The organism is Citrobacter sp. RHBSTW-00671 (genome assembly GCF_014103415.1).
GTDB lineage: Bacteria > Pseudomonadota > Gammaproteobacteria > Enterobacterales > Enterobacteriaceae > Citrobacter.
Window position 1 is genome coordinate 564,891 of sequence record NZ_JABXPR010000001.1, and the last position, 13,134, is coordinate 578,024.

General features: G+C 52.4%; 13 protein-coding genes and 1 pseudogene. 8 read left to right on the forward strand and 6 right to left on the reverse strand.

Going from position 1 to position 13,134, the window contains the following annotated elements; all coding sequences use genetic code 11:
- Positions 1 to 23: 23 nt before the first annotated feature.
- The 6 genes and pseudogenes from HV261_RS02710 to nlpA all read left to right on the forward strand — a co-directional run bounded on the left by HV261_RS02710 (position 24) and on the right by nlpA (position 4,930).
- Complete coding sequence (locus HV261_RS02710) at positions 24 to 773, forward strand: PTS mannose/fructose/sorbose/N-acetylgalactosamine transporter subunit IIC (protein ID WP_003023960.1); 750 nt, start codon at positions 24 to 26, stop codon at positions 771 to 773.
- Positions 770 to 1,630, forward strand: a complete 861-nt coding sequence (locus tag HV261_RS02715) for a PTS system mannose/fructose/sorbose family transporter subunit IID (RefSeq protein ID WP_005121522.1) — start codon at positions 770 to 772, stop codon at positions 1,628 to 1,630. The genes HV261_RS02710 and HV261_RS02715 overlap by 4 nt, the downstream gene beginning before the upstream one ends.
- Before the next feature lie 3 nt (positions 1,631 to 1,633).
- Complete coding sequence (dgaE, locus tag HV261_RS02720; protein ID WP_202037370.1) at positions 1,634 to 2,743, forward strand: D-glucosaminate-6-phosphate ammonia lyase; 1,110 nt, start codon at positions 1,634 to 1,636, stop codon at positions 2,741 to 2,743.
- The gene (gene dagF / locus HV261_RS02725) at positions 2,730 to 3,473 is read left to right on the forward strand and encodes a 2-dehydro-3-deoxy-phosphogluconate aldolase (protein WP_202037371.1); all 744 of its coding nucleotides are present in this window, start codon (positions 2,730 to 2,732) and stop codon (positions 3,471 to 3,473) included. Before dgaE ends, dagF begins: the two co-directional genes overlap by 14 nt.
- A 159-nt stretch (positions 3,474 to 3,632) precedes the next feature.
- Positions 3,633 to 3,988: pseudogene (locus HV261_RS02730) on the forward strand (Rpn/YhgA-type helix-turn-helix domain-containing protein); the annotation flags it as partial.
- Positions 3,989 to 4,111: 123 nt separating this feature from the next.
- A complete protein-coding gene (gene nlpA / locus HV261_RS02735; RefSeq protein ID WP_202037372.1) occupies positions 4,112 to 4,930 on the forward strand; it encodes a lipoprotein NlpA in 819 nt (272 codons plus the stop codon).
- A 28-nt stretch (positions 4,931 to 4,958) separates the two neighbouring features.
- Here the strand turns inward: nlpA and HV261_RS02740 are convergent, their stop codons facing one another.
- Complete coding sequence (locus HV261_RS02740; RefSeq protein WP_202037373.1) at positions 4,959 to 5,861, reverse strand: carboxylate/amino acid/amine transporter; 903 nt, start codon at positions 5,859 to 5,861, stop codon at positions 4,959 to 4,961.
- A 25-nt stretch (positions 5,862 to 5,886) separates the two neighbouring features.
- A complete protein-coding gene (locus HV261_RS02745) occupies positions 5,887 to 6,831 on the reverse strand; it encodes a LysR substrate-binding domain-containing protein (RefSeq protein WP_202037374.1) in 945 nt (314 codons plus the stop codon).
- 146 nt (positions 6,832 to 6,977) lie between these two features.
- On the opposite strand from HV261_RS02745, the gene HV261_RS02750 reads away from it, so the two are divergent.
- Entirely contained in the window at positions 6,978 to 7,754 is a 777-nt protein-coding gene (locus HV261_RS02750; protein WP_202037375.1) for an SDR family NAD(P)-dependent oxidoreductase, read from the forward strand.
- Between the two features lie 70 nt (positions 7,755 to 7,824).
- Here HV261_RS02750 and HV261_RS02755 read toward each other — a convergent pair whose 3' ends face one another.
- From HV261_RS02755 to HV261_RS02765, 3 genes are all read right to left on the reverse strand, one after another.
- Positions 7,825 to 8,505 (reverse strand): hydrolase, encoded by a 681-nt coding sequence (locus tag HV261_RS02755; protein ID WP_202037376.1) that lies wholly within the window; start codon positions 8,503 to 8,505, stop codon positions 7,825 to 7,827.
- A gap of 496 nt (positions 8,506 to 9,001) precedes the next feature.
- Positions 9,002 to 9,292 carry a putative quinol monooxygenase gene (locus tag HV261_RS02760; protein WP_326929173.1) on the reverse strand — a complete coding sequence of 97 codons (291 nt, stop codon included), beginning with the start codon at positions 9,290 to 9,292 and terminating at the stop codon, positions 9,002 to 9,004.
- Between the two features lie 16 nt (positions 9,293 to 9,308).
- Positions 9,309 to 10,316 carry a zinc-binding alcohol dehydrogenase family protein gene (locus HV261_RS02765; protein WP_202037378.1) on the reverse strand — a complete coding sequence of 336 codons (1,008 nt, stop codon included), beginning with the start codon at positions 10,314 to 10,316 and terminating at the stop codon, positions 9,309 to 9,311.
- A gap of 104 nt (positions 10,317 to 10,420) precedes the next feature.
- Here HV261_RS02765 and HV261_RS02770 point away from each other — a divergent pair, with 104 nt between their 5' ends.
- Entirely contained in the window at positions 10,421 to 11,323 is a 903-nt protein-coding gene (locus tag HV261_RS02770) for a LysR family transcriptional regulator (RefSeq protein WP_202037379.1), read from the forward strand.
- A gap of 36 nt (positions 11,324 to 11,359) precedes the next feature.
- Here the strand turns inward: HV261_RS02770 and HV261_RS02775 are convergent, their stop codons facing one another.
- Positions 11,360 to 12,856: a C69 family dipeptidase gene (locus HV261_RS02775; RefSeq protein WP_202037380.1), complete on the reverse strand. Its 1,497-nt coding sequence runs from the start codon at positions 12,854 to 12,856 to the stop codon at positions 11,360 to 11,362.
- Positions 12,857 to 13,134 lie beyond the last annotated feature (278 nt).

A 13,134-nucleotide genomic window follows, 5' to 3' on the forward strand; every position in this document is an offset into this window, starting at 1 on the left:
CTTTGATAACAGGGTACTTAATTATGGATACTTTAGTCTTCGCAAGCCTGATGGGGTTGTATTACTGGTTTGCCCGATTACGCCTTGGCTACACCTTCTCCGCCATGCTGCTACAGCCGGTCGTGATTGCCGTATTCGTTGGCCTGCTGTTAGGCAACATGGAAACGGCGATGATCATCGGCGCAGGTATGCAGCTGGTTTATCTCGGCGTGACCTCCACGCCAGGCGGCAACGTCCCGTCGGATCCGGCGCTGGCTGCCTGCATTTCAATTCCTATCGCCGTGAAGGCCGGAATGGACCCGAACCTGGCTATCGCACTGGCGATCCCGTTTGGCGTCATCGGCGTGTTCCTCGACCAGTTGCGCCGTACGTTAAACGCGGCGTGGGTACATATGGCCGACAAGCATGCGGAAACGGCAAACATGGCAGGCATTATGCGCTGTGCGTTCCTCTACCCGGCGCTGCTTGGGCTGGTACTGCGTTTCCCGGTGGTGTTTGCCGCCAACTATTTTGGTCAGGACGTTGTGGAAAGCTTCCTGAAGCTGATGCCGCACTGGCTGACGCACTCCTTTGAAATTATGGGCGGCATTCTGCCGGCGCTGGGCTTCGCCATCACCATTATGGTGATCGGTAAAAAGAGCCTGCTGCCGTGGTTTATCGGCGGTTTCTTTGCGGTGCTGTACCTGAAGGTAGACATCATGGCGATGGCAATCTTTGGTACCTGCGTGGCCTTCCTGATTAAAGGTCTGGCAAAAAATGAAGGAGCAGCATGATGAGCAGCGACGTAATGCAGCATGAACTGGTAGAGCGCGCGCGTGAAAGCGGCACGCTGACTAAAGCCGACATCACCAAAGCCTGGTTTATTTATTGGCTGGGTGCGGAAGTGTCCAGCTCCTATGAGCGTTTGCAAAGCCTGATTTTCTGCGCCTCGATGACGCCGATCATCAAAAAGCTCTACCCGCAAAAAGAGGAGCAGGTGGAAGCGCTGAAACGCCATTTGAACTTCTTCAACTCAGAGCAGACGTTCGGGGCGGTGATTCAGGGGATCTCCATTGCGATGGAGGAACAGAAAACCCGCGGTGAGCCGATCAGCGATGCCTCAATTACCGGCATTAAAACGGGTTTAATGGGACCGCTGGCCGGGATGGGGGACTCCATCATCTGGGCCGCCGTAATGCCGCTGTTAATTGCTATTTTTATCCCGTTCGCTGCCAATGGCAGTGCGATGGGCGGTATTGTGCCGCTCATTCTCTATCCCGCTATCACGTTGGCAATCAGCTACGGCATGGTTCACAAAGGCTATACGCTGGGACGTGATTCGATTATCGGTCTGCTGCAAGGGGGGCGAATTAAAGAACTGATCTACGGCGCAAACGTGCTGGGTCTGATCATGATGGGGGCGCTTTCTGCAAGCTACGTCAAGATCACCACTCCGCTAAAACTCAGTGCCCTGAAAGGCTCTGAAGTGGTGGTTCAACAGATCCTCGACTCTATTGCCCCCGGCCTGTTACCGCTGGCGGCGGTGTTCGCCATTTATTTCTATCTGGTGAAGAAAGGACCGCGTTACACCACCATTTTGCTGTCAATTGTCGCGCTCAGCGTGGTCTGTTCGCTGCTGGGAGTGCTGTAAACCATGACACAGAATATCTATCAACAACTGGGGCTAAAACAGGTCATTAATGCCTGCGGCAAGATGACGATTCTGGGTGTTTCCAGCGTGGCGCCGGAAGTGATGCAAGCCACCGCACGAGCGGCCTCAGCCTTTGTTGAAATTGATCGGCTGGTGGACCGTACCGGCGAGCTGGTTTCCCGCTACACCGGCGCTGAAGACAGCTATGTCACCTCCTGTGCGTCGGCGGGTATTGCTATCGCCGTTGCGGCAGCCATTACCCGTGGTGACCAGGCGCGAGTCACGCTGATGCCGGACAGCGCAGGTATGGCCAATGAAGTGGTCATGCTGCGCGGGCATAACGTTGACTACGGTGCGCCCATCACCAGCGCCATCCGCTTAGGCGGCGGACGGGTGGTGGAAGTCGGTTCAAGTAATCTGGCGGCCCGCTGGCAGCTGGAGAGCGCGATTAACGACAATACCGCCGCGCTGCTGTACGTGAAATCGCACCACTGCGTGCAGAAAGGGATGTTGAGCATCGCCGATTTTGTGCAGGTTGCGCAGGTTCACAACCTGCCGCTGATTGTCGATGCCGCCGCCGAGGAAGATTTACACGCCTGGGTAGCAAGCGGGGCGGATATGGTGGTCTACAGCGGGGCAAAAGCCTTTAACGCGCCGACGTCCGGGTTTATCACCGGGAAGAAACAGTGGATTGCGGCCTGTAAGGCTCAGCATCACGGAATTGCCCGGGCGATGAAAATCGGCAAAGAGAATATGGTTGGGCTGGTGTATGCCCTGGAAAACTACCATCAGGGACAAACCGTGGTCACCGCCGAAGAGCTCCGCCCCGTGGCGCAGGCGATTTCAGAGATTCGTGGGCTGGATGCGGATATCGAGCAGGATGAGGCTGGACGCGCCATCTGGCGGATTCGTATTCGGGTGAATGCGCAGGTGCTGGGGATGGATGCTTACGCCGTAGAAGCGCAACTGCGAGAGGGTGAAATCGCGATTTACGCTCGCCGTTACAACCTTCATCAGGGTGTTTTTAGCCTTGACCCGCGTACGGTCGCCGAAGGGGAAATGGCGCTGATCGTGGCCCGATTAAAGGAGATTGCAGAGCATGCAGCAGATTAATTTTTATCGTAATAAAGTGGCCATTAACGTACTGGCGAAGGATATCGCCAATGCGCGGGAAATCTATGATGCCGCTGAAGGCCATGCGGTGATCGGCATTCTTTCGGCGCAGTTTTCTTCGGTTGAGGAAGGCGTTCGGGAAGTTAAACGCTGGATGACGGATGTGCCGTCAATCTCCGTCGGATTGGGGGCTGGCGACCCGGCACAGTATTACAAAGCGGCGATGATTGCCTCACAGGTCTATCCGGCGCACGTCAACCAGACCTTTACCGGCTGCGGGTTTGCGGCAGGCGCCCTGGCGGCAACGGGCGGTGAACAAACCCATATCAATGCGCTAGTCAGCCCGACGGGCACACCCGGGGAAGTGCTGATCTCGACGGGTGTCAGCAGCAGTCAGGGCACGCCAGCCCGCGTTTCCTGCGATGCAGCGGTCCGTATGATGTTGGATTCAGGAGCCCATGCGGCGAAGTTCTTCCCGATGGGCGGTGAGCAGTCGCTGCCTGAGCTGTACGCGCTGGCGACGACCGCGGCGCGAAACGGCATGACGTTGATTGAGCCGACCGGCGGTATCGATCTCGATAACTTCGGCGTTATCCTGCAATCCTGTCTGGAGGCGGGAGTACCGCGCGTGATGCCGCATGTTTACAGCTCGATTATCGATCCACATAGCGGTAATACCCGGCCTGAAGATGTCGTCAGGCTGATGGAGATAGTCAAAGCTCTGGTGTGATGTCGCCATTGCTGGATGGCTCATAAAAATGCCCGGAGGTGATCACGCTTACCGGGCATTTTTGCGAACGCTATTCCCTGAAAATGAATACATTGCAAAAGCATGTATTTATCCGCCAGGCCGCCTCGCAGATAGAAAAGTTCCCAGATGTTGTGTGTGCGAGTGGCGCTCCTGGAACTTGTCCAGAAGCATATACGTGAGCGCGATTTGATGGTGCTGGTCGAGAAACTGGTTGCTCTGCTGATTAAGGGACACGCTAATGACAGTCAGGTAGAAACGCTATTTAATTATCTGGTGCAGTCTGGTAGCGCACCGCGTTTTGAGGTGTTTATTCGAGAAGTTGCCCTGCGCGTTCCCCAACACAAGGAGATTAATGACGATTGCAGAATGCTTACGTGAGTCGGGGCGAAGCGTTGCGCATAGCCCATGCCATGCTTGAGAAGGGGATCGATCGTGAACTGGTGCTAATTATTACCGGGCTTTCAAGTGATGAACTAACGGTATCTTCCGACTAATTTATCTTTTTCCCGTTATGCTTTTTTCTTCTTGCTGATGCTTTTTCGTTTTTTAAACCGCAGCGGCCTTCCCGTTATAGTCATTTCATTACTCATCAGGCGGTTATTGCAAAAGGATAAAACGTGAAGCTGAAGATACCTTATTTCGGGGCCGGGGCGGCAGTATTGCTGGCGGGATTATTGCTGGCTGGTTGTGATCAGCAGAGCAGTGATGCAAAGCATATCAAAGTGGGTGTGATTAACGGCGCAGAGCAGGATGTGGCGGAGGTCGCGAAGAAAGTCGCTAAAGAAAAATATGGCCTTGAGGTGGAGTTGGTGGGTTTTAGCGGTTCTCTGCTGCCCAACGATGCCACCAATCACGGGGAACTGGACGCCAACGTCTTCCAGCATCGTCCGTTCCTTGAACAAGATAATAAAGCGCACGGCTATAAGCTGGTGGCGGTGGGCAATACCTTCGTTTTCCCAATGGCCGGCTATTCGAAAAAAATCAAAACCCTTGCTGAGCTGAAAGACGGTGCGACGATTGCCATTCCTAATGATCCGACTAACCTCGGACGGGCGCTGTTACTGCTGCAAAAAGAGAAATTAATCACTCTGAAAGCGGATACGGGTCTGTTGCCAACGGCGCTGGATATTACCGATAACCCGCGGCATCTGAATATTATGGAGCTGGAAGGTGCGCAGTTACCGCGTGTGCTGGACGATCAGAAAGTGGATGTGGCGATTATCAGTACCACTTATATTCAACAAACCGGGCTTTCCCCGGTACATGACAGCGTATTTATCGAAGATAAAAATTCACCGTACGTGAACATTCTGGTAGCGCGAGAAGACAATAAAGATGCCGAGAATGTGAAAGAATTCCTGCAATCTTATCAGTCACCTGAAGTGGCGAAGGCGGCGGAAACCATCTTTAACGGCGGCGCGGTTCCGGGCTGGTAATCGTAGCCCGTTGCCGCGCCGGTGGGTATTAAACCGCTTTGGCGCGGCGGCGGGAGTCCATTGAGATCAGCACCACGGAAGAGAGGATCAGCAGTGTGCCCAGCCAGTCAGGTAGGGTGAATGTAATGCCCAGCAACAACAGAGACAGCAACGCGCTACTCAGCGGTTCCGCGCAGCTCAAAATGCTCGCTTTCGGTCCGCCAATCATCTGCGCACCTTTCAGGTACAGGCTGAACGTCAGCGACGTGCCGATAACTACCAGATAGAAAAACGCCAGAATCAAACTGCCATTTACCACAAAGTTTGTTCCTTGCCCGGCATAGAACGGGAGCAGGATCAGACCGCCGATTAACATGCTCCAGCCGACGATCGGCAGCGTACCGTACCGTGCAATTAGTGTGGAAGGATAGGTGGTATAAAAAGCCGCGGCGAATGCAGAAGCGATACCCCAGAACAGTGCGGCAGGTGAAATGGACAGCGACGTCGGGTTACCGTGGGTGACCAGCAAGAAGGTGCCGATAAGCGAGGTGAAGATAGCGGTCAGCACTAGAATCCCCGGTCGCGCTTTGCGCACCACAGAAAACCATGCCACGATAATGGTTGGTGACAAAAACTGCAGTACTGTCGCGGTCGCGGCATTGGATTTTTCAATGGTTAGCAGGAAGGTTAGCTGTACAGTGAGTGCGCCAACCACGGAAAAAATCACCAGGCTGATGGCATCTTTGCGGTTTTTGATAATGGAGAAGACTTTGTCGCCGTGCACAAAAGAGAGCATCAGCAGAATGAGTCCGGCGAAAATCAGGCGCGTCATGGTCAGAAACTGTGACGACATCTGGCTTTGCTCCATGATGTACTGTGCACAAACGCCTGAACTTCCCCACAATACGGCGGCAATCAGGACGTTCATCATCCCTCTTCTGGTGGAACTCATCTTTTCCTCTACATGTTGTTTTGTCTTATTTGTGTGCAGGCATCATAGCAGAGAAGGGATTGATCTCCGCCAGCACATCCGCAATCAGCCAGTCATTAAATACTTTCACCTCCGGGCGCATGGTTGTGTGCTGTGGAGTGACGATGTAGTAAGACCACGCCAGGGGCCAGCGGGTGTTGGGGTGAAGCTGAACCAGTTGCCCGTCTGTCAGTAGCTGCTGCACCAATGCCCTGCGCACAATGGCGACACCTTGACCACTGAGCGCCGCCAGAATCACCGCAGAGGTAGAGTTGATGTGCAATCCACTGTCGCGAACGACAGGTGCCTGGGTGGCGGTCAGGACATCATTCCAGTCCGGGAAATTGGCACCGGGATGGGGAGTATCATCATGGATCAGCTTTTGTGTGGCCAACCATTCACCACAGGATATTTTGTCTACTGGCACAATACGTGGGCTACAGACCAGAACCGCTTCTTCATCCATCAGCCAGGTTTTATTTACCCCAGGCCAGTCGCCTTTGCCGCAACGCACGCCCAAATCCGCTTCGCCATGAGCAACATCCATCAGCTTTTCCGTCACGTTCAGGCGTAATTCTATGTTTTCATGCGCTTGTGAGAAACGGTTGAGGCGGCTCATCAGCCAGTTCATCACTAGTACCTGAGAGGCCGTGATGATCACCACCGAGCGCGCCCGCCGACCGCGTAACTTGTTCAGCCCGGATTCCAGACTATCCAATCCCTGGGTTATCTCACGCAACGCGTCCTGTGCTTCGCTGACCAGCGTGAGACGCTCTTTGCCTGAACGGGTACGATGCAGCAGCGGGTGGCCAACCCAATCTTCCAGCGCACGAACCAGTTGTCCAACGGCAGCCGGGGTGACCCCCAACTCCTGTGCCGCCCCGGTAAAACTGCCGTGGCGGGCAGTGGCCTCAAAAGCGTGTAACCATTTAAGCCGATTCAGCGATCGCATCAGATCATTTCCCGTTTTGTGAATATCCTCAGTATATGTCATCGAGATAGATTTTCTTTCTCGGATCGCTATTTCTTCTCATTCGTCAGCGCCTCAGGGGAGTGGCATTGTTAGCGCATTAACGAATACGTGAAACGAGGCTAGCGATGAACACATTATTTGTCGGCAAAAAACTGTTAGTGGTAGGCGGCACCAGTGGTATCGGATTTGAAACTGCAAAACTGATCCTCCAGGGTGGTGGTCGAGTGGTGTTGGTTGGCAATCGTGCCGAGAAAGCGGAACGGGCCCGTCAGGCTCTGGCGGCGCTGGGTGATGTGGCGGTCATTGTGGCGGATCTGATGTCAGACGCCGGAATGAAGCAGGTGATGGCAACGGTGAACGCCGGGCACAAAGATATAAACCTGCTGGTGAATGCGGCCGGGGTCTTCTTCCCAAAACCTTTCACTGATCATGAAGTTGAAGATTATGAACTGTATATGAGCCTCAACCGCGCGACGTTTTTTATCACCCGCGATGTCGTGCGAAATATGGTAGCGGCTAACATCCCGGGGGCTATTGTGAATATTGGTTCGATGTGGGCACAACAGGCGATTGGCGCAACGCCTTCTTCAGCGTACTCAATGGCAAAAGCGGGCCTGCATGCCATGACCAAAAATCTGGCTATCGAACTGGGCTCTCACGGTATTCGCGTCAACGCCGTTTCGCCAGCCGTCGTGCATACACCTATCTACGAAGGATTTATCCCGAAAGAAGACGTACAAGGTGTGATGAGCAGCTTTGACAGCTTCCATCCGATTGGGCGGGTCGGTACGCCGCGTGATGTGGCTGAATCCGTCGCGTTCCTGTTGTCAGACAAAGCGCAATGGGTGACTGGCGCCATCTGGGATGTCGATGGGGGAGTTATGGCTGGACGTAATGGCTGACAGGGGCTGATGCCGCGTATGACAAAACGCCTGCTTATACTAAACAGGCGTTTGTGAAAGAAGGAAAAAGTTAAGCGCGCTGAGAGTCCAGCAGTTCGTTATTTTTCACGACATCCTGGGCTTTGGTATAGCTTTCAATCAGCAACTGATAAGCCGGGAAGATTTTGGTATAGACTTCAGCCCATTCCGCTGCGTCTTCCCGATTCCAGGTTTTCTGCAGTTCGGACGCAACCGCGGCAGTATCCATCGGCACGACGCCAGCCTGTACGACGCGGGCCATGGTGATCTCCTGCGCCATTTTGCTGTAAGTACCGGAAGCATCGATGACCGCAAAGACTTTAAAGCCTTCAGCTACCGCGCTAATGGCCGGGAATGCCATGCATACGCTGGTGATGGTACCAGCAATAATCAGCGTCTTACGCCCTGTCGCTTTTACCGCCGCAACAAACTCTTTGTTATCCCAGGCGTTAATTTCACCTTTGCGTGCGACATAATGTGCATGAGGTGCGTTTTCATGAATTTCCGGGATAAGTGGACCGTTTGGCCCCTGCGGTACAGAAGCGGTGGTGATCACCGGCATTTTGCACAAGGTGGCAATTTTTGCCAGAGCCGTTGCTCTTGCACGCAGTTCAGTCATTGGCATATCGCCAACGGTCTGGAACAGGCCGCTTTGATGATCGATAAGCAACATCACTGCGTCATTGACATCAATCACTGGGCGTTGGCCATTAAAATTAGCAGGTGTAGACATGATCCATTCCTTGTTGTTGCTTTTTGCGGGTTATCTAACCCGCAGTAAAGTCTATAATCGCCTGGGCGATATCCATTTTTGCTCTACAGCTAATTAACCATTATTGACATCATCATGGTTAATTTCAGAGGGGCTAAAGTTATCTTTATCAGAATTTCCTTAGTGAACTTAATTTCCTCCCACCCCATTAAAATAACAATGCCTGTTATTATGAAATTATATTTCTGTATTCATCCTATTTTATGGTGTGCACTGGAAGTAAAGGGTGAAGATTTGGTGGATGTTTCTGATGGATATATCTTTATATGGTTACTATTATTGTGAAACAGAATGAATATTAACGATATATATTCAATGTTAACTTTGTGACGAAAGCCACTGTTTTTTAGAGGCTAATGAGCATATCTATTTTTTGTCCAGTTATTCTTGAGCTAAGCAAATCCTCCAGCTGATATTTATTATGCTCCCCGAACAACAGGGGAGCACGGTATCAATATTACGGCTCAATCGGGGTCAGATAATCCAGCCGTAACGGCTCAGCCAGAAGGTCATTCATTTGCAGAATGAATGATTGAAAATGTGGCAGAGCGATATGCTCGTCCAGGCCGGCCTGACCGCGCCAGGATTCGCGCACGTAGAATACATCTGGCGTGTCGCGCAACTGGAACAGGTCATACTCAATATTTCCCGGCTCCCGACGAGTGGGGAGTAACAGCGCTTTTAACGCCTGTTTTAGTGCGTTGGTTTTCCCTGGTTTGGCTTTCAGTACCGCAATAATGGAAATAATTTCATCATCTGACATGCTAAAACCCCTCCAACACGATCTTGCCAACTGAACGACCCGTTTCAATTTGCGCATGCGCTTTTTGCACATTTTCCGCTGTGATAGCGCCAAAATGTTTGCCCAGTGTCGTGCGGATCACGTTGCTGTCGATAAGCTTTGCTACACGCGTTAATAACTGGTGCTGCGCAATGATGTCGTGAGTGGTGAACATCGAACGGGTAAACATAAATTCCCAGTGCAGTGAAATACTTTTGGCTTTTAGCGGACGTGCATCCAGCGTTTGCGGATCATCGATCAGCGCCAGTTTTCCCTGCGGAGCCAGTGCTGCAATGATTTGCTGGTAGTGCTGCTCGGTATTGTTCAGGCTGGCAACGTGTGTTACTTCCTTGATTCCTATCCGCGCCAGCTCATCCGTTAATGGTTTGCTGTGATCAATCACATGGTGCGCACCCGATTCACGGACCCATTTCTGACTTTCCGCGCGTGATGCTGTGCCGATCACGGTCATTTTCGTCAGTTTACTGGCCAGTTGAGTCAGAATGGAGCCGACGCCTCCAGCAGCGCCAACAATCAATAACACATCATCTTCATTGCCACCTTCCTCAACGCCGAGGCGATCGAACAGCATTTCCCATGCGGTAATCGCGGTCAGCGGCAGGGCTGCAGCAGATGCGTTATCCAGTGATTGCGGCTTCAGCGCGGTAATGCGCTCATCAACCAGTTGAAATTCGCTGTTGCTCCCGGCGCGACCCAGCGCACCGGCATACCAGACTTCATCACCGGGTGAGAACAATGTCACCGCTTCACCGATGGATTTCACGACACCCACAGCGTCCCAGCCCAGCACGCGCGGCACGTCTGCATTGAAACCTTCGCGAACTTTGGTATCGACTGGATTGACGGAAATCGCTTTCACTTCAACCAGCAGGTCATGCCCAGTGGCGACCGGAACAGGCAGATCTATCTCGTGTAAAAACTCAATGTTGTTGCCGTGGGTTGCGGCGCGGGTAATGGCGATGGCTTTCATGGTCTCTCCGGTTACAGGAATCAGTTGAATAATTCGATGGTAAACCGGCAACAGAACGGGAAAAATAGCCCTACGGCGACAGGACTTATACTCGGGGAGTGAAAATGTTCCGGCTTGAAGATCTCACGTTGTTTGTCCGCGCCGCGGCGCTGAATAGTTTTAGCGATGCCGCACGCGAAGCTGGCGTCCAGCCCGCTCAGGTCAGTTCTGCCATCAAGCGTCTGGAATCCACGCTGACCATCCGCTTGTTTGCCCGTTCCACACGCAGTCTGCGGCTGACGCCGGAAGGCGAGGTTTGGTTGCCCTATGCCCGCCAGATGTTGGATGTGATGCATGCCGGGTTACAAAAAATCCAGACGCCGGAAGATGAAATTTCAGGCACGCTGCAAATTGCCGTTCCTTCCGATCTCGGGCGGAATTTGTTGCTGCCGGTTTTTCAGTCGTTTCGACGCCGTTATCCTGCGCTGCGTCTGCGGATCTTTTTCTCCGATCAGGTCACGGATGTCTTTAAAGACCCCGTCGATGTCGCGTTTCGCTACGGCAATACAGAAGATGCGTCTTATATCGCGCTACCCGTTGCATCGGGTAACCGACGTGTGCTGGTGGCTTCTCCGGAGTGGGTTTTGCAAAACGGTGAGCCACAATGTCCGGATGATTTAGCACAGCTGAATGCCATGACTTTTGTATTGCGTGGGCGCCTGCACGATCGCTGGACGTTTACGCGTAACGGCGAGGTCAGCAGTGTGCAAGTCAACAGCACCATTATGAGCGACGATGCGGAAGTGATCCGCCGACTGGCGATTGCCGGTGAGGGGATAGCGTACAAGTCGTGGCTGGATGTCAGTGAAGATGTGCGTGACGGTCGATTACAACTGCTGATGACGGATTATCAGGGAGAGAAAGTCCCGCTGAATATGATTTGCCCGCATCGGAAACAGCTTTCAACGGCGGTACGCCTGCTGCACGAGGCGGTGAAGGTGCGGTGTGAAATGCTGGCGCAAAGCTAATACGCGCTTTACGCCAGAATATTATCGCGTCGTTACTCAGTCTTTCTTCGCGGCGTTAGCAAAGAAGATATCAGACTGAATGTCTTTGGTGCGGAGGGTGAACAGCTGATTGGTCAGGTCTTCCGTCAGCTTCTCAGCATCGGCCATGATGCGCAAGTTGAAGTCATTCAGCATCTTATCCGCGGCGGGTTTATCAGTTTTCGCCATCTTCAAATATTCTGCTTCGACCTCTTTTTGCTCCTTCGCAACTTTATCTTCCCACGCTTTGTAGGCTTTTTTAACGATTGGGGCGAGTTTCGGATAATCGGTCATCGTCAGCGTCTGCAATTTGCGATATTTCCAGTAGATAGACTGATCGTCCGCCTTATCTGTACCCATCGTATAGTTGGCCGGGTAGGCTTTCAGGCCGCTGTAGTACGGAACGAAAGCGGTGAGATCGGCCATACCCAAACCGATATAAGTCGTTTCACCAATCTCTTTTGGCAACCACGGACGGACCTGCATGACGTGTGCCTCGTAGGTACGGAACACGCTGACAGGACGCCACGGCTCTTTACCGTTCAGACCGTTGGTGTAGGGGTCATGGCTGGTACCTTCATAGTGATTGCGCAGTACCGCCTTCACATCATCCAGCGTCATTTTCTTCTCTGGCGTCATGAAGACCGGGAATTCACGACCGTTAGCCATATCCTGTTTTACAGAAGGATTGAACTCTTTCTGGATGGTCCATACCCGAGGGTCGTTATACGTGCGGTCGCGTTCATCATCACGGGTATAGACTTTGGAGAAGTTGAATTTGCCATCTTTTGCCTGATCGTAAAGACCTTTTTCAGTGGCGAACTCAACCAGATTTTTCGATGCCATCATGTTCGGGTTTTTAGGATCGTAATCCTGTAAACGCCCCTGATTGCCGGTAGCAAAGTACTGATTGTTGGGCAGACGCTGCGCCATCCACTGGTGGCCGCTACCGGTCTCCAGATACCAGATTTCGTTATCATCCACGACGGCGACCCCAAAGCCTTCACCTGCACCGGCGGTTTCAACGATATGGCCGAGCAGTGCTACGGCTTCCCGCGCGGTTTTACTCTGTGACAGCAGAATGTCCGGGATATCGTCTTCGGTGATCCCTTTATCCTCAACGTACGGATCGACTGCCAGTGCTTTTGGCGAGGCAAAAATAGATTCTGTACCGCTTACGCCAACACCCAGTTCGTTAAACCCGGTTGCGCCGTGCAGTTGGGTTTTCCAGTTAGGAACGGTGGTATAACGCAGGGAGTTTTTCGGCAGAGGCCAGGTAAAATCATTTGCGCCATTATGCGCTTTGGTGCTGTAAACACCGGTCTGATTCTGTTTTGCCGGATGAATGACAAAATGTTGCGCTTTCAGGGCATCGCTGTCGGCACTACGGGCGACCAACATCGATCCGTCCGCTGATGCTTCATTGCCTACCAGCAGGGTTGTACAGGCAAAACCCGATGAAACGACGGCCAGGTTAATAGAAAGTGCAATCAGGCACTTTTTAAACGTAAACATTAAATATCCCTCAATAAGTACGCCATTAAATACATCGGAAACACATTGTTTCCTGAAATGCGAAAACGTCTGACTGGTCAGACATTGCTCGCCGGAGAGATAAACGTCCCTGCCCACGTTTTCTCCAAATATCCATTGGTCTGTTGAAGTCTTCGGGACGAAATAACGCGTCCATTTCGCTTAATTATTACGCAATGAATATCAAGGTATTCAGGAGGTTTCCTGATTCGGGGGAAAGAATAGCAATGGGTTATTGGTGTATTCAGTGACACATGTCT

Bases quoted from the DNA above. Each gene is read 5' to 3' on its own strand.
- HV261_RS02710 (WP_003023960.1), top strand. From the start codon at position 24: ATGGATACTTTAGTCTTCGCAAGCCTGATGGGGTTGTATTACTGGTTT.
- HV261_RS02715 (WP_005121522.1), top strand. From the start codon at position 770: ATGATGAGCAGCGACGTAATGCAGCATGAACTGGTAGAGCGCGCGCGT.
- dgaE (WP_202037370.1), top strand. From the start codon at position 1,634: ATGACACAGAATATCTATCAACAACTGGGGCTAAAACAGGTCATTAAT.
- dagF (WP_202037371.1), top strand. From the start codon at position 2,730: ATGCAGCAGATTAATTTTTATCGTAATAAAGTGGCCATTAACGTACTG.
- HV261_RS02740 (WP_202037373.1), bottom strand. From the start codon at position 5,861: ATGAGTTCCACCAGAAGAGGGATGATGAACGTCCTGATTGCCGCCGTA.
- HV261_RS02745 (WP_202037374.1), bottom strand. From the start codon at position 6,831: ATGCGATCGCTGAATCGGCTTAAATGGTTACACGCTTTTGAGGCCACT.
- HV261_RS02750 (WP_202037375.1), top strand. From the start codon at position 6,978: ATGAACACATTATTTGTCGGCAAAAAACTGTTAGTGGTAGGCGGCACC.
- HV261_RS02755 (WP_202037376.1), bottom strand. From the start codon at position 8,505: ATGTCTACACCTGCTAATTTTAATGGCCAACGCCCAGTGATTGATGTC.
- HV261_RS02765 (WP_202037378.1), bottom strand. From the start codon at position 10,316: ATGAAAGCCATCGCCATTACCCGCGCCGCAACCCACGGCAACAACATT.
- HV261_RS02770 (WP_202037379.1), top strand. From the start codon at position 10,421: ATGTTCCGGCTTGAAGATCTCACGTTGTTTGTCCGCGCCGCGGCGCTG.
- HV261_RS02775 (WP_202037380.1), bottom strand. From the start codon at position 12,856: ATGTTTACGTTTAAAAAGTGCCTGATTGCACTTTCTATTAACCTGGCC.